The 16,168-nt window shown below is 65.1% G+C and carries 14 protein-coding genes; 5 read left to right on the forward strand and 9 right to left on the reverse strand.

Annotation, left to right across the window (positions count from 1 at the left end; genetic code table 11):
- Window positions 1–16 precede the first annotated feature (16 nt).
- The gene (locus tag CH271_RS27155; RefSeq protein WP_094635574.1) at window positions 17–679 is read left to right on the forward strand and encodes a DUF429 domain-containing protein; all 663 of its coding nucleotides are present in this window, start codon (window positions 17–19) and stop codon (window positions 677–679) included.
- Between the two features lie 74 nt (window positions 680–753).
- Here CH271_RS27155 and CH271_RS27160 read toward each other — a convergent pair whose 3' ends face one another.
- A complete protein-coding gene (locus tag CH271_RS27160; RefSeq protein WP_037193170.1) occupies window positions 754–1,371 on the reverse strand; it encodes a mycothiol-dependent nitroreductase Rv2466c family protein in 618 nt (205 codons plus the stop codon).
- A 158-nt stretch (window positions 1,372–1,529) separates the two neighbouring features.
- Here CH271_RS27160 and pepN point away from each other — a divergent pair, with 158 nt between their 5' ends.
- Window positions 1,530–4,103: an aminopeptidase N gene (gene pepN / locus CH271_RS27165; protein WP_094635575.1), complete on the forward strand. Its 2,574-nt coding sequence runs from the start codon at window positions 1,530–1,532 to the stop codon at window positions 4,101–4,103.
- Between the two features lie 91 nt (window positions 4,104–4,194).
- Here pepN and CH271_RS27170 read toward each other — a convergent pair whose 3' ends face one another.
- The 3 genes from CH271_RS27170 to CH271_RS27180 all read right to left on the reverse strand — a co-directional run bounded on the left by CH271_RS27170 (window position 4,195) and on the right by CH271_RS27180 (window position 5,653).
- Window positions 4,195–4,671, reverse strand: coding sequence for a DUF5130 family protein (locus tag CH271_RS27170; RefSeq protein WP_037193172.1), 477 nt, complete (start codon window positions 4,669–4,671; stop codon window positions 4,195–4,197).
- The gene (gene ctaJ / locus CH271_RS27175; RefSeq protein ID WP_037193173.1) at window positions 4,658–4,909 is read right to left on the reverse strand and encodes an aa3-type cytochrome oxidase subunit CtaJ; all 252 of its coding nucleotides are present in this window, start codon (window positions 4,907–4,909) and stop codon (window positions 4,658–4,660) included. The genes CH271_RS27170 and ctaJ overlap by 14 nt, the downstream gene beginning before the upstream one ends.
- Before the next feature lie 81 nt (window positions 4,910–4,990).
- Complete coding sequence (locus tag CH271_RS27180; RefSeq protein ID WP_170945983.1) at window positions 4,991–5,653, reverse strand: HNH endonuclease; 663 nt, start codon at window positions 5,651–5,653, stop codon at window positions 4,991–4,993.
- Between the two features lie 231 nt (window positions 5,654–5,884).
- On the opposite strand from CH271_RS27180, the gene CH271_RS27185 reads away from it, so the two are divergent.
- Together CH271_RS27185 and CH271_RS27190 are read left to right on the forward strand one after the other, a co-directional pair.
- Window positions 5,885–6,844: a mechanosensitive ion channel family protein gene (locus tag CH271_RS27185; RefSeq protein WP_052047912.1), complete on the forward strand. Its 960-nt coding sequence runs from the start codon at window positions 5,885–5,887 to the stop codon at window positions 6,842–6,844.
- A 50-nt stretch (window positions 6,845–6,894) separates the two neighbouring features.
- Window positions 6,895–7,290, forward strand: coding sequence for a globin (locus CH271_RS27190; RefSeq protein WP_037193178.1), 396 nt, complete (start codon window positions 6,895–6,897; stop codon window positions 7,288–7,290).
- A gap of 19 nt (window positions 7,291–7,309) precedes the next feature.
- On the opposite strand, the gene CH271_RS27195 is transcribed toward CH271_RS27190, so the two are convergent.
- Window positions 7,310–7,777 carry a cupin domain-containing protein gene (locus CH271_RS27195; RefSeq protein WP_037193621.1) on the reverse strand — a complete coding sequence of 156 codons (468 nt, stop codon included), beginning with the start codon at window positions 7,775–7,777 and terminating at the stop codon, window positions 7,310–7,312.
- A gap of 106 nt (window positions 7,778–7,883) precedes the next feature.
- Here CH271_RS27195 and CH271_RS27200 point away from each other — a divergent pair, with 106 nt between their 5' ends.
- Entirely contained in the window at window positions 7,884–9,572 is a 1,689-nt protein-coding gene (locus CH271_RS27200) for a glycoside hydrolase family 13 protein (RefSeq protein WP_373453563.1), read from the forward strand.
- Here the strand turns inward: CH271_RS27200 and CH271_RS27205 are convergent.
- The 4 genes from CH271_RS27205 to CH271_RS27220 all read right to left on the reverse strand — a co-directional run bounded on the left by CH271_RS27205 (window position 9,569) and on the right by CH271_RS27220 (window position 16,168).
- Window positions 9,569–10,258, reverse strand: coding sequence for a hypothetical protein (locus CH271_RS27205; protein WP_094635577.1), 690 nt, complete (start codon window positions 10,256–10,258; stop codon window positions 9,569–9,571). The two genes, CH271_RS27200 and CH271_RS27205, sit on opposite strands and share 4 nt — an antisense overlap.
- Window positions 10,251–10,715, reverse strand: coding sequence for an acyl-CoA thioesterase (locus CH271_RS27210; RefSeq protein WP_052047860.1), 465 nt, complete (start codon window positions 10,713–10,715; stop codon window positions 10,251–10,253). Before CH271_RS27210 ends, CH271_RS27205 begins: the two co-directional genes overlap by 8 nt.
- 64 nt (window positions 10,716–10,779) lie before the next feature.
- Window positions 10,780–15,618 carry an NAD-glutamate dehydrogenase gene (locus tag CH271_RS27215; RefSeq protein ID WP_094635578.1) on the reverse strand — a complete coding sequence of 1,613 codons (4,839 nt, stop codon included), beginning with the start codon at window positions 15,616–15,618 and terminating at the stop codon, window positions 10,780–10,782.
- 139 nt (window positions 15,619–15,757) lie between these two features.
- A complete protein-coding gene (locus CH271_RS27220; RefSeq protein WP_037193183.1) occupies window positions 15,758–16,168 on the reverse strand; it encodes an acyl-CoA thioesterase in 411 nt (136 codons plus the stop codon).

Here is a 16,168-nt window from a genome sequence, read left to right on the forward strand (position 1 = left end):
GCCTAGAGTCTGACAGGTGAACTCCGAAGCCGAGAAATTCGCCGGTGTGGACGGCGCGAAAGGCGCGTGGGTGGTCGCGTTCGTCACCGGGACGACCTTGACGTGGACCGAGTGCGCGTCGGTGACGGAGGTGCTCGAGGTGACACGGGACTGCGCACGGGTGGGCGTGGACATGTCACTGTCGTTGCCCGAGCGCGGCTATCGCGTCAGCGAGCTGGAGGCCAAGACGTTCCTGGGCCCGGCACGCAGCTCGATATTCCACACACCCGTCGTCGACGTACTCGACGCCGCGTCGTACGACCAGGCGTGTTCGATCTCGCGGGCGATCACCGGCAAAGCCATCAGTAAGCAGACGTGGCACATCCTGCCGTCCGTGAAGGCGTGGCGGGATGCAAACTTCGACCCGGACAAGTACGTCGAAGTACATCCCGAATGCTCGTTCCGGGTCATGTCACCGACGACGGTCTTCTCGTCGAAGAAGACCGGCCGCGGAGTCGGACAACGGCTCGCCACCCTGATGCGGTGGAGCGAACACGTCGGCCTGGACGATCTACCACTCGGTCCCGCCGTCGACGACTTCCTCGACGCAGCCGCGGCGGCGTGGTCGGCGCGACGCTTCCACATCGGCGAGCACCGAGTGTTCGGCACCGCCGACCCGTCGGATCGGATCGTCGCCTAGCTGTATCAACCCGCGCCCTCGTGCGCGAAAGTTGCACTCCTACCGCAATATTCGACGCACGAGGGGTAGCGCGATCAGTCGAACTGCGGATCCTCGTTGCGGCTGCGCTTGAGCTCGAAGAAGTGCGGGTACGACGCGAAGATCACCGATGCGTCCCAGAGTTTGCCTGCCTCTTCGCCCCGCGGGATTCGGGAGAGCACAGGGCCGAAGAAGGCCACGCCGTTGACGTGGATGGTCGGGGTGCCCACGTCGGGTCCGACCTTGTCCATGCCTGCGTGATGACTGGTCCGCAGGTCCTCGTCGTAGTCGGTGCTCTCGGCGGCCTTCGCGAGGTCACCGGGCAGGTCCAGTTCGGCCAACGACTCCGCGATCACGACGTCGAAATCCTTGTTGCCCTCGTTGTGGATTCGCGTTCCCATGGCCGCGTACAGCGGGTCGAGGATCTCGTCACCTTTCAGCTTGGCTGCGGCGATCGCCACGCGGACCGGCCCCCAGGCCTTCTTCATCATTGCGGCGTACTCCTCGGGCAGATCGCGGCCCTCGTTGAGCACTGCCAGGCTCATGACGTGGAAGTTCACGTCGATGTCTCGCACCTGCTGCACCTCGAGAATCCACCGCGAGGTGATCCAGCACCACGGGCACAGTGGGTCGAACCAAAAATCCGCGGTGTCTTTCTGTCCTGAACCGGCCACTGTCCTACTCCTTGGAAGTCGAGGTCAACGTCTCTTCATTGCGTAACAACCGCCCACCGCGCAGACATTCCGCACGGCCCGTCGGCCAGCGCGGGGTACGCGTGACGTGATGGGATGGAAGGCACTATCCATAACTACACGAAGAGGTGTCGACTGAAGTGGTTGCTCCCAACCTGACGCGTGACCAAGCCTCCGAGCGTTCGGCGATCATCGGGGAAACGAAGTACGCGATCGTTCTCGATCTCACCGACGGCGAGGGCAATCCCGGCGAGAAGACGTTCCGCTCGCTCACCACCATCACGTTCGCGGCCACCGCCGGGGCGTCGACTTTCGTGGACGTCATCGCGAGCACGATCCGCTCCGCGACGCTCAACGGCACCGATCTCGATACCGCGAACTACGACGAATCGACGGGACTGGCGCTCGAGAATCTGGCCGAGCACAACGAACTCGTCGTCGACGCGGACTGCCTCTACTCGCACACCGGGGAGGGACTGCACCGCTTCGTCGACCCGTCGGACGGCACGGTCTACCTCTACTCGCAGTTCGAAACCGCCGATGCCAAGCGCATGTTCGCCTGCTTCGATCAGCCCGATCTCAAGGCCACCTTCGACCTGAAGGTCACCGCACCGGAGAGCTGGACCGTCATCTCCAATGCCGCGCACGGCGCCGAGCCTGCAGCGGGCGAGCACGTGTTCGACACGACCCCGTTGATGAGCACGTACCTCGTCGCGCTGATCGCCGGACCGTACGCGGAGTGGACCGACTCGTACACCGACGACCACGGCACCATTCCCCTCGGAATCTATTGCCGCGCATCACTTGCCGAGCACATGGACGCGGAACGCCTGTTCACCGAGACCAAGCAGGGCTTCGGTTTCTACCACGAGAACTTCGGCACTCCCTACGCCTTCGGCAAGTACGACCAGCTCTTCGTTCCCGAGTTCAATGCCGGTGCCATGGAGAACGCGGGTGCCGTCACGTTCCTGGAGGACTACGTCTTCCGCTCCAAGGTGACGCGCTACTCCTACGAGCGTCGCGCCGAGACCGTGCTGCACGAGATGGCACACATGTGGTTCGGCGACCTGGTGACCATGACGTGGTGGGACGACCTGTGGCTCAACGAGTCGTTCGCGACGTTCGCGTCGGTGCTGTGCCAATCCGAGGCAACCGAATACACCAACGCGTGGACCACCTTCGCCAACGTCGAGAAGGCCTGGGCCTACCGACAGGACCAGTTGCCGTCGACGCACCCCATCGCCGCCGACATTCCCGATCTCGCGGCGGTGGAGGTCAACTTCGACGGCATCACCTACGCCAAGGGCGCGAGTGTGCTCAAGCAACTGGTGGCCTACGTCGGTAAGGAGGACTTCCTCGCCGGGTTGCGCGCGTACTTCGTCGATCATGCCTTCGCCAACGCCACGTTCTCGGATCTGCTTGCCGCTCTGGAGAAGTCGTCGGGACGCGATCTCTCCGATTGGGGCGCGCAGTGGCTGCGCACCACCGGCCTGAACACGCTGAGCCCGGATTTCGACGTCGACGCCGACGGCAAGTTCACCCGCTTCTCCGTGCTGCAGACCGGAGCTGCCCCGGGTGCAGGCGAGCATCGCGTGCACCGCATCGCGGTCGGCATCTACGACGACGTCGACGGCAAACTGGTGCGCACGGACCGCGTCGAACTCGACCTCGACGCTGCCGAGTCGACGAATGTCGACGCGCTGGTTGGTGTTTCGCGCGGCAAGCTCGTCCTGGTCAACGACGACGACCTCACGTATTGCGCGGTCCGACTCGACCCGGATTCGCTCGACGTCCTCCTCTCTCGAATCGGCGACATCGCCGAGCCACTCCCCCGCACCCTTGCGTGGTCGGCCGCCTGGGAGATGACCCGGTCCGCGGAGATGAAGGCACGAGACTTCGTGGCCCTCGTCCAGCGCGGAATCGGCGGTGAGACGGAAGTGGGTGTGGTGCAACGCCTTCTGCTGCAAGCCCAGACCGCCATCTCCAGCTACGCCGATCCGGCATGGGCAACCGAGCACGGTACGCCCGAGTTCGCCGATGCGCTGCTCGAGTTGGCGCGCGGTGCCGAAGCAGGCTCGGATCACCAGCTGGCCTTCGTCAATGCTCTCACCGGCACCGAACTCGGTGACCGTCACACAGACGTGTTGAAGGCTCTGCTCGACGGTGATGTCGAGGGGCAGTCTCTGGCCGGTCTCGATGTGGATACCGATCTGCGCTGGCGCATCGTCACGGCGCTGGCCGGTGCCGGTGCGATCGACGCCGACGGCTCGGACTCACCGGTGATCGACGCCGAGGCGGGCAGAGACAACACTGCCGCCGGAGCTCGGTCGGCAGCGGCGGCACGAGCCGCTCGGCCCAGCGCAGAGGTCAAGGAGCAGGCCTGGACGACAGTGGTCGACGACGACGCCGTTCCCAACATCACCGCGCGCTCGATCATCGGCGGCTTCGCAGGCCCAGGTCAGGGCGAGCTGCTCGAACCGTATGTCGCCCGCTACTTCGACGCCATCGAAGGTGTCTGGTCTCGTCGATCGAGCGAGGTCGCGCAGACCGTGGTGATCGGGCTGTACCCGTCCTGGTCGATCAGTGAGCAGTCGCTGGCCGCCGCGGACGGGTTCCTGGACGGCGATCTGCCGCCCGCACTTCGACGGTTGGTGATCGAGGGCAGGGCAGGCGTCGTCCGCGCTCTCGCTGCGCGGGAGTTCGACGCGAGCTGATCTCGACGGCACAGACGACGAGGGCCGGTTGCTTCACCTGGAGGTGAAGCAACCGGCCCTCGTCGTAGGTGCGCGGTCCGGAGCCGAAGCGCTACGGGCTGAGGATGGACGCGGCCATCACCCGAACGGACGCGACCAGACCGTCGATGAGGTTGCCGTCGCGAAACGGGCCGAGCGCGGCGGTGACACCCAACTGTGCAACCCGGTCGGTGGCTCGGTTGGACACTCGCTTGCCGGTGCGGATCTCGAGGGCATGCCGATTGGGGTCGACGGCGATCAGGACCGAGCGGATGGCATCGGGTGTGCCGGGAAACACCGAATCTGCACCCGCGGCAGGATCGACGCCGAGATCACCGATGTAGACGTTGAACCGGATCTTGGTCTGCCGGATCGCCTGCGTGAGTGCGTCGTCGAGCGCAACCAGATCCTGCGTCGCGAACGGCAGGTGCTCAGGATTGGTCGTCCCGAACTCGTGAGCAGCCGAGACGCGGCCGCTCGCGGTGAGCGCAGCACCGAAGGGCAGGTCTTCTTCTCTGACGTCACTGCGGACGAGTTCACCACTTGCCACTTGCAGAACCTCCGATCGAATCGGCTGTGTCGGCGTCGTGCGAACCGTGGCCTCCGAAGGGAGTCACCTCGTCCGTAGCACTCCACAGCAATGGCTCGCGCGTCCACTCGTCCGTCAGTCGGTAGGGGGGAACGTCCATACCGGGCTGCTTGTCGGTCAAGAAGGACAACGCGCCGATGAGTCCGATCACCGCAACCGGAATCACCCCGAATATCAGCGTGGTCTCAAAAATGCTCACAGGGTGTGACGTTAGTCGACAATTGCGCGTCGGACCACGTCGGGGCCGGTGTTGTGACCCAATTGTGCAGACGCGCCCGCGTCAGGCAGCGCCCTCACCGAGATACGCGAGCCAACTGGGGTCCAGCTCTTTCGTCGTCGCCAGCAGTCGCCAGTGCGGACCCTTCGGCGGCACCAATTGGGCGCGCAACGTCCAACCGATCTCACTGAGCAGCTTGTCCGCCTTGCGATGGTTGCACGAGGCGCAGCAGGCGACGCAGTTCTCCCACGAGTGGCCACCGCCACGGCTGCGCGGCACCACGTGGTCGACGGTCTCGGCCTTGCTTCCGCAGTACGCGCACCGAAACCGGTCGCGGTGCATCAGCGCTGCGCGCGTCATGGGCACTCGCGCTCGGTACGGAACACGGACGAACGTCCGCAACCTGATCACCGACGGCACCTGGACCGAGAAGTCGGCGGAGCGAATGAATGGTCCTCCCGGATCGTCGTGCACCACGTCGGCTTTCCCGCAAACGAGAAGAACCACCGCCCGGCGCATGGGAAGCGCGGTCAGTGGTTCGAAGGTGGCATTGAGGAGCAGCACACGGCGCTTGACCCACGCCGGTACGGCGTCGTCGCCCGTGGCACTGTGGGCCGTCGGCACCACACGCAGCGGAGAAGCCCCCGAGGCCGTCTCACGCTGGTCGTGCGTGGTGCGGCCCTCAGTGGGCGGGAGTTGTCGATGGCGGTGTTGCGAGTTCTTCATGCGTTACTCCAGAGACAGTTGGCGCCCGCGCATGGCTTGCGTGGAACACGAGTCACAGTGGAACACGAATGCACCGTCCACGCACAGCCTTTTTCTCGGCATTTTCTGTTGCCGATCGGTGAACATTTCGCGTCCTCGCGTTCACGATCGACGATCGACGGCTCCATGCGCTGCGTGACTGGCAAGATTTCTGCGTCTCCGTAGACTTTTCGGGTGTCCGTATCAACCTTCCTGTCCGCATCGTCCCTTCCCGAACCGTCGCTGTTGCGAGATCTCGACACCCGAGCTTTCGAGCTGACGGAGACCGGACGCGACTGGTTGGTCGATCGTCCGCTGCAGGCTCTGGGCTATCTGGCCCTCGCCATCGTGCTGCGCCTCGTCCTGCACAAACTGATCGACCGATTCACCCGCAACAACGTCGGGAAGGCTCCGACGCTGCTGCGTCCGCTCCGCGACCGGTCGTCGAGCACCGTCAAGGGCGCGATTCTCAACGAGCGACGCAAACAGCGGGCCAACACGATCGGCTCGGTGCTCAAGTCGGCCGTCTCGGTCATGATTCTCACGTGGTTCGTGCTCTCGGTGCTCGATGTCGTGGGAGTCAATGTCGCTCCGTTCATCGCCTCGGCCGGAATCGTCGGTGTCGCGTTGGGCTTCGGTGCTCAGAACCTGGTCCGCGACTTCCTGTCGGGCATCTTCATGCTCCTCGAGGATCAGTACGGAGTAGGCGACGTCGTCGACCTCGGTGAAGCGACCGGCACGGTCGAGAGCGTGGGGCTTCGCGTCACGACGATAAGGGATGTCAACGGCACGGTCTGGTACTGCCGCAACGGCGAGGTGCTGCGCGTGGGCAACATGAGTCAGGGCTTCGCGGTCGCCGTTCTCGATCTGCCCGTTTCGCACACGGCCAACATCGACGAGGCCCGCGCAGTCGCCGAACGCACCACACTGGCGGTGGTGGAGTCGAAGGACTTCGCCAGCGACATCCTCGAGCCGCCCGAGATGCTCGGAGTCAACGCGGTCAGCGCCGACACGGTCACCATCCGTATCACGATCAAGACCCGCCCCGGACGCCAATGGGCCGTACAGAGACGACTCCACCAGGAGATACTCCAGGCATTCGACGATGCCGACATCAAGGCACCGTACGCACTGGGCCGTCCGGGTGGGGTTGCGGTCGAACGCAGCAGCTGAGGGACAATGAACGTGACCGACGCCGACCAGGATCGAACAGAGAGAGTGTGATGACCGAACCGCAGCAGACGTTCTACGACGCGGTAGGCGGTGCCGAGACGTTCCGGTCACTCACGGCGAAGTTCTACGAGGAAGTCGCCAAGGACGAGATAGTGCGACCGTTGTATCCCGAGGAGGATCTCGCACCGGCCGAACGGCGGATGCGGATGTTTCTCGAGCAGTACTGGGGCGGTCCGCGGACGTATTCCGACGAGCGCGGTCATCCCCGATTGAGGATGCGCCACAACCCGTTTCGGATCGGACCGATGGAGCGAGACGCGTGGCTTCGTTGCATGCACATCGCGATCGCGTCGATAGGCACCGAGGTCATGGACTCCGCACACCGAGCCCAGTTGATCGACTACATGGAGATGGCCGCCAATTCGATGATGAACTCGGCGATCTGACGGTCCGGAGCGGAGTGGGCTACAGCGATCCGACGCGCTGCGGGCTCTTACCGCCGACGGCGGCCTTGAGCTTCCCCACGCGGGCGCGAACGGAACCGGCCATCTTGAGAGCGAAGCTCACGGGCGCGGGCAGGTGCTGGCGCAGGATGGCGTGCTTGCGTACGTAGTTCTCCACGTGCCACTCCGACCAGGTGCCCGCACGGAACAGTGCGGCATCGCCGGGGAGCAGGGTGCGCGGTGCGTGGTCGTCACTCGAGACGGTCACCGAACCGTCCATGATGTGCACGATCTCGTCGACGGCGAAGTACCAGCGGAAACGTCCTGCCGTGCAGTCCCACACGTTGGTGGTGGTGGTGCCGTCGATGCTCTTCGACCACTCGGCGAGCCGCGCCTGCGGGTTTCCGTCGAGAATCCAGGCCGGCTCGATAGGGCTGTCGTCGAGTGCGATATCGCCGAGTCGTACGGCTTCGATGGTCGAAGTGATCATGGTTTCCGTCGCGTCCTCACCGTCGGGCGCGGCTTCCGCCGCTACTGGTTTCCAGAGCAGAACATACAACACTTTCCCAACGAACTGACAGGAGTCGGTCATGTGAATGAGCACAAAGCTTTACTGTTGGTTGACCTGTAATTCCGCTTTCCGATCGTGCCCAACGCCCCTGAATCGTTCCGCGGCCGATCGTTTGGCACTATTGCCCCTTGTGACCGATCCGATCGAAAGCTCCGAGCTGTTGTGGTGGCAGGATGCCGTCTTCTACCAGATCTATCCCCGCTCGTTCGCGGACTCCAACGGCGACGGCATCGGTGACCTCGACGGAATTCGCGACAAGCTCGGCTATCTCGAGCTACTGGGCATCGACGCAGTCTGGATCGGACCCATCACCCGGTCGCCCATGGCCGATCACGGGTACGACGTGTCCAATCCCCGTGACATCGACCCTCTGTTCGGCAACCTGGAGATCTTCGACGCGTTGATCGACGAAGCTCATGCGCGCGACATCAAGGTCACGATGGATCTGGTGCCCAATCACACCAGCAGCGAGCACCCGTGGTTCCGATCGGCCCTGACGGCAGCGCGCGGTAGTGCCGAGCGAGCCCGCTACATCTTTCGAGACGGACGTGGTGACGACGGTTCGCAGCCACCGAACAACTGGCCGAGCATCTTCGGCGGACCGGCCTGGACTCGCATCACCGAGGCCGACGGCTCCCCCGGCCAGTGGTACCTGCACATCTTCGCGCCCGAACAGCCGGATCTGAACTGGAACAATCCCGAGGTGTTCGACGATTTCGCGCGCACCCTGAGGTTCTGGCTTTCCCGCGGTGTCGACGGCTTCCGACTCGATGTGGCACACGGCATGGCCAAACCGGTGGACCTGGCCGACATGAGTCTCGAACTCAACGCGTTGATGAAGAACGACGACGACGATCCCCGGTTCAACAATCCTCGGGTCCACGACCTGCATCGCCGCATCAGAGCAGTCATGGACGAGTTCCCCCACGCGGTGACCGTGGGCGAGATCTGGGTGCAGGACAATGTGCGCTTCTCCGAGTACATCAGGCCCGACGAGTTGCACCTGGGCTTCAACTTCCGGCTGGCCAGTGTCGATTTCGATGCCGCGACCATCCGCGATGCCATCTCCAATTCCCTTGCCGCAGTAGAACTGGTCGACGGAACTCCCACGTGGACGTTGTCGAACCACGACGTCGAGCGCGAGGTCACCCGGTACGGCGGTGGGGAGCTCGGTCGGGCGCGCTCCCGCGCCATGATCCTGGTGGAATTGGCGCTTCCCGGAACGATTTTCGTGTACAACGGTGCCGAACTCGGGTTGCCCAACGTGCAACTTCCCGACAGTGCGTTGCAGGATCCGGTGTGGGAGCGATCCGGGCACGCCGAGCGTGGCCGCGACGGCTGCCGAGTGCCGATGCCATGGGAGGGGCACACACCGCCGTTCGGGTTCTCCGCCACCGATCGAACCTGGCTGCCGATGCCGCCGGAATGGGACGGGTACACCGCCGAGGCTCAACTCGAAGACGTCGATTCGATGCTGAGCCTCTACCGGACCGCCTTCGAGCTGCGGGCTCTGCGACCGGAGTTCACCGGCAACGGAATCGATTGGTACGGAGCACCTCCCGGCTGCCTGGCGTTTCGTCGACGCGGCGGCCTGATCTGCGCCTTGAACGCGTCGGAGGAATCGATCCCGCTGCCTCCCGGCGAGTTGTTGCTGGCCAGTGCTCCACTGGTGGACGGCAGGCTTCCGGCGAACGCTGCTGCGTGGCTCGTCTAACGCTCGACGGTGAGCGACAACTGCTGTCCCGCGCGACGAGCGAAGACCGAGCCGTAGCGGGCATCGAGGCGTAGCCAGACCTTCGACACCCGCACACGAACCACCTCGTCGGGCGCGATCCGATCCGGGTCCACGTCGACAGTCATCGGATCGTTGCCACTGTGTGGAACGAAACCCATTGCGGTGAGCGCGAATACCGTCCGCATGGAGATCGAGACGTCGTCGCTGTCGCCCGCGACGTGCAGAACTTCCTGTTCGAGCAACGAACTCGGCGGTCCGTGACTGCTGCCGTGTTCCTTGGCCAGCGCGACGCCCCGTTGCGCGAGCTCCACGAGCACCCTGGCGGGCACATCGTCGACGTGGCCGAATCCGCCGTCCGGCGGCAGGGCACCGCGCCAGGCCGAATCCATCGAGAATCCCGGGTCGATCACACCGTCGACCGCCTGCTGGACTGCCGCGACCAACACGTCGGCACCGGCGCTGGTGTCGTCGGGCACCACGGTTCCGGTGATCACCCGAGCCGCGAGCGCATCGAAACCCGTTGCGGCCCAGCAGGACACACCGCCGCCCTCACGGGTCCGCATACGGATCACCGCAGCTTCGTCCAGACGCAGCGCCCTGGTGCAGAACGTCGCGAGGTTCTCCCGCTCGACCGCATCGGGCACGGTCAGTACACGCTCATACACGCTGCCAGCTCAGGAGAAACTCACGCTCGGTCGGGGTGAGCCGACGCAACCGCTGCGCATCGATATCGAACGCCGCGATCTGCGTCGACGCCACCACGGCCGCAGGGGTGTCCAGTGAGGCACCGCGGGCCCGCACCTCGTATCCGACGACGAAGTCCACCGCCCGCACGGCGTCGATCCACATGAAGACATCGAGGGGGCCGTCCTCGTGCCGGAGCTGGCCCCGATACTTCACGTGCAGATCCGCGATCACCGCTCCGTGGCGCAGATTCGCCGTCGGCCTCCCGTCCACCAACAGCCAGGGAATCCGTGCCTCTTCGAGGAGCGTGACCATCCGGGCATGGTTGATGTGTTGGTACACGTCCATATCCGACCACCGGACGTCGACGGTGGCATGAAAGCCCACTCGTTGGGTGGCAGGTCGTTTGTCGGACAGATGGGCGTCGGGCACACTCACGTGGTCGTTCCCTCTTCTCGGTCGAGTGTCGGCGGTGTAGGCAGTTGCGATGGGGTGCGGTAGGTCAGGGCACCATGTTGCGGACCTGTCGGGCAGCGACCGACAGGGTGGCCAGGTCGAGGGTTCCCGACTCGGCGATCTCGGTCAACGCCGCACGAGACCTCGCCAGGCGAGACGAGTTGGTCGACTCCCATTCCGCGATCTTCTCCGCGACCGACTCGTCCGGCTCACCGCCCGCCAGTACCGCCTGGGTGATTCCTCGCAACGAGGAATACAGATCGTCGCGAAGCGCCAAGCGCGCCAACGAATGCCAGCGGTCGCCGCGGGCCAGCTTGGACACCGCGGTGAGCAACCAGTCGATGCCGATGTGGGCGTCCAGGGCGAAGTAGAGCTCGGCGACCTCGGCTCCGTCCCGGTCGACGATGTCGGCGATATCGATGATGTCGAGCAGGCAGTACACATCGAGCAATCCGTAGATCCGACGTGCCAGCTCCGCCGGCGCGCCGCGTTCGATCGCCGCAGCCGATCGCGAGTCCAGATCGCTCGCTTGATGCCCGGAGATCCACGTGGACACCGACGGCTGCAGCGCCCTCACCTGACCGGCGTACCGGCTGATCTCGGCTCCGACGGCCAGCGGCTGCGGACGGTTGGCGAGCAACCAGCGCGAGACGCGGTCGAGCATGCGCCGCGACTCGAGCAACAGTTCGGCCGACACTGCAGTCGGCACGTCCGCTGCCCTGATCGAGTTCCACACCTCGTCGAGTCCGAATATCTCGGTGGCGGCAGCGAATGCGCGAATGGCATCGGTGCCTGCCGCACCCGAATCCTCGGTCAATCGGTAGGGGAACGTGATGCCGCCGCAGTCGATGGCCTCGTTGGACAGCGTCGTGGCCACCAGTTGCCGCCGGAGAGGATGCGCGGTGATCGCGTCGGCATACGGCTCGCGCAGCGGCTCGGGGAAATACTTGGGTAGCCGCGGAGCGAAGACGTCGCTGTCGGGAAGTTCACTGTCGAGCAACTCCGCTTCCAACGCCAACTTCACATGAGCCATCAACGTCGCGAGTTCCGGCGAGGTCAGCCCTCGGCCGTCCTGCTTGCGTTTGCGCAGGTCGGCCTCGGTCGGTAGTGCCTCGAGCTCACGATCGAGCCCTCGGCGCACTTCCAGATCCTCGATCACTCGACTGTGCACGGTGACCAGGCTCGGTGCATCGAACCTCGACGTGCCGAGCAGCTCGTTCTGCATGATGTTGTCCCACAACACCAGCCTGCCCACCTCGTCGGTCATCGACGCGAGCAGCTCGTCCCGATCCTCGCGCGCGAGGTTGCCGTTGGTGATGGCCGTTTCCAACAATATCTTGATGTTGACCTCGTGATCGGAACAGTCGACACCCGCAGAGTTGTCGACGGCATCGGTGTTGATCTTGCCTCCGGCCGCGGCGTATTCGATGCGGCCCAGCGCGGTGGCACCGAGATTGCCGCCCTCCCCCACCACCGCAGCGCGGACGTCGATTCCGTCGACCCTCACCGCGTCGTTGGCCTTGTCGCCGACCTCGGCATTGGTCTCCGTCGACGCCTTGATGTACGTGCCGATTCCGCCGTTCCACAGCAGGTCGGCCGGAGCCCGAAGGATTGCGTTCACCAGCTCCGGCGGAGACAGCGCGTCCACGGAATCCCCCAGCCCGAGTGCTGCGCGCGCGGCCGCACTGATCGGGACCGACTTGCGCGTCCGCTCCCACACACCGCCGCCCGCACTGATGAGCGAGGTGTCGTAGTCCGCCCACGACGACCGCGGCAGCGCGAACAACCGCTCCCGTTCGGCGAACGAGGACTCACGCTCGGGGTCGGGATCGAGAAAGATGTGCCGATGATCGAAGGCGGCGAGCAGGCGAATGTGCCGGCTGAGCAACATGCCGTTGCCGAACACGTCCCCGCTCATGTCTCCGACGCCGACGACGGTGAAATCCTGGCTCTGCGTGTCGATTCCGAGCTCTCGGAAGTGTCGTTTGACGCTCTCCCACGCGCCCTTGGCAGTGATGCCCATGGCTTTGTGGTCGTAGCCGGCCGAACCACCGGAGGCGAAGGCGTCGCCGAGCCAGAAGCCGTACTTCGCGGCCACGTCGTTGGCCATGTCGGAGAATGTCGCGGTTCCCTTGTCCGCGGCCACGACGAGGTAGGTGTCGTCTCCGTCGCGGCGTACGACGCCGGTGGGAACCGTCACCGTTCCGGTAGCGCGGTCGAGATTGTCGGTGATGTCGAGCAACCCGGCGATGAACAGTCGGTAGCAGGCCTTGCCTTCCTCGGCATGGGCCTGACGATCTCGATCGGCGTCACCGGTCACGATGGGAGGCCGCTTGACGACGAATCCACCCTTGGCTCCGACCGGCACGATGACGGCGTTCTTGACCATCTGGGCCTTGGCGAGTCCGAGGATTTCGGTCCGGAAGTCCTCACGTCGATCCGACCAGCGCAGTCCGCCACGGGCCACGGCCCCGAACCGCAGGTGCACACCTTCGACGCGGGGCGAGTACACGAAGATCTCGAATTTCGGCTTCGGCTTGGGCAATTCGGCGATCGACTGCGGATCGAACTTGAGCGAGAGGTACTCGCGATGTTCGCCGTCGACTCCCACGACGAAGTAGTTGGTGCGCAAGGTCGCGCGGATCAGCTCGAACATGCTGCGCAGGATTCGGTCGGCGTCGAGACTGACGACCTCGTCGATCAGTTCCCCCAGCTGGGTGCCGATCGACTGCGCGTTCTCCTCCGAGCTCGCCTCGGGATCGAACTGCGCCTCGAACAACCCGACCAGCAACCGGGCAGTGCGCGGATGCGTCAGCAGCACACCTTCGATGTTGAACTGGCTGTAGGGAAAACCGGCCTGGCGCAGATACTTCGCGTACGCGCGCAACACCACTGCCTGCCGCCAGTGCAGGCCGGCGCGCATGACCAGCTCGTTGAACCGGTCTGCCTCCGCCTGTCCGCTCCACACTGCGGCGAACGCGTCGGTGAAGCGGTGCTGCACTCGGCTCTCGCGATCGGCGGTGCCTGCCTCGGACAACTCCGCGTCGATGTCACCGTCGATTGCCGAGCGCAGCATCTCACGTGAAGCGGAGAGCCCGAAATCGTATATCCAGCAGGACATTCCGTCCGGCCGCACCACGGGGTACGGCCGTTCGTCGTCGACCTCGACGCCGAGGCTCTGCAGGATGGGCAACACCTGAGACAACGAGACGCCCGCGCCGCCGATGTACAGCGAGAAACGCCAGCTGCCCACGGCGGACTGCTCGTTGCGGTAGAGCTGCATGTCGATCGACTCGTCGCCGAGCGCTTCGAGGCGAGCGATGTCGGTCACGGCCCGAGCCGGACTGAAATCCTGCTTGTAGGCCTCGGGGAACGCCTCGGTGTACCGCTGAATCCGCAGCGGGTCGACGGTGCGGTCGAGCGAGACGGCGTCGCCGAGGGAGTCCTCCCAGGTTCTGGTGGTCTCGGTGAGGGCCGCCTCGATCCGGGTGATGTCCTCGGCAGCGAGCTCCGTCGACGCCGTTCCCGGCGCGCGACGGACGGTCACGTGCAACAGAGCCAGGTCCGATTCCGTCACGCGCGCCGTGTAATCGAGAGAGGTACCGCCCAGCTCGCCGAGCAACCGATCCTGAATGGCGAGGCGAACACGGGTGGTGTAGCGATCTCGCGGCAGGTACACCAGCGCGGAGACGAACGACCCGCTGGCATCGGGCCGGACGAACAGCTTGACCTTGCGCCGACGGCCCAGTGCCAGAACAGTACTCGCGGTCTCGAACAGCCAGGCTGCCGAGGTGGCGAAGAGTTCCGAGCGCGGCATCGACTGCAGCACTTCCAGCATCGCCTGACCCGAGAACGACCCGAGATCATGGCCGGCCCGGGCGATCACCGAGCGCACCCGACGCTCGATCACCGGAATGTCGAGCACGTTCTCGTGCAGGGCGGTGACGGTGAAGACTCCGACGAAGCGGTGTTCGGCGGAGTTCTCGGCGTCGAGGACACTCACGAAGTAGGGGTAGACGGCGCGGTGCACCGTGGCCGGACTCGCTCCCTGCGTCAGGGCGACGAGGTCGCGCCGACCGAGCGGTTCCGAACCGTCCACGTCGTGCGCCGCGTCGCGCAACACACCGAGGCTGCTCGACTCGTCGCCGGTGGCCGTCCGTGCGCCGTCGACGCCGCCGAGCCGGTACCGGCGGTACCCGAGGAGCGTGTAGTGCCCGTCGCCGAGCCAACGCAGCAACGCGGCTGCGTCGCGATGTTCGACGGCGATGTCGGACTCCGCATCACCGGCCCGCTGGGCCGCACCGTCGAGGAGATCGGCCACCTCGGCCTGCACCCGACGCATGCGATCGGTGTCGCCGACCACCTGACGCACATCGGCCAATACCCGGCTCGCCTCCGACTCGACGCGGGCGAGGGCGTCATCGGAGGTGGAGGGATGCAGCTGGACGTGAATCCAGGATTCGCGTCGGCCGTCGGCGGTCAGACCCGTCAGCTCGCCGTCGGCGTCGCGGGCGACCGACAGAATGGGATGAACCACGTCGGTGTACTCGATGCCGAGTCTCGAGAGCAGCGAGATGACCGACTCGACGAGAAGCGGCATGTCGTCGGTGACGATCTGCAGGTAGCTGCCCGCGGCCTGATGGGCGGCCGAACTCGACTCGCTGGGTCGATGGACCGCCACGTTCGCGGTCTCGGGCAGCCGCCGAGCGGCCAACCGAACATGTCGATGAAAGGACGTGGTGTCGGGAGTGTGCGCGGACGCCCCGACCGCCGTCGTGTCCACGTGCTCGAAATACTCGGTACGCAGCGTCGCCAGCTCGGCCAGGAGTCGGTCGTCGAGGCCGTCGGCCCAGTCGTTGTCGGGCAGGTCCAGCGAGCGTGGCATGGTGTTCGAGTACTCCCTCGTGAGGATTTTCCCGACGCCCGCCGATCGCCGGTCGTCGATGACTCCTCGACCTTAGTGTCGAACACCCTGTTACCGCAGTGACCTCGCGGACCCAGCGCGTCAGAACCGGTCGACAGCTCTATCCGACGTGGAGGTACTCGGCGAGCAGACCGCGCTCGCTTTCGTCCAGAGGACGCGACGACGAGGTATCGAGATCGAAGGCGACCATCAACGCCTCGGCATCGGCGCAGACTTTTCCGTCGCGGTCGGTCACCACGTGCCGGACGCCGTACGAGGTGGTCCCGACGCGGGTGATCCACAGCTCGATCGTCAGCGGACCCGAGTCGTCGAGAATCGGATGCAGAAAATCGGTGGTCAACTTGCGTACCACCGCTGCGCCACGCACCCCCGGCCCGCCGAAGACCGCGTTCAGAAACTGAACGCGGCCTTCCTGGAGGTATTCGACGAAGCGGGTGTTGTTGACGTGGCCGAGACGGTCGGAATCACCCCACCGCACCTGAAGTGTGCAGGTGAAGGTTTTCGCCGGCAT

Origin of the sequence: Rhodococcus sp. 05-340-2, assembly GCF_002258915.1 — a bacterium.
Lineage (GTDB): Bacteria > Actinomycetota > Actinomycetes > Mycobacteriales > Mycobacteriaceae > Rhodococcoides.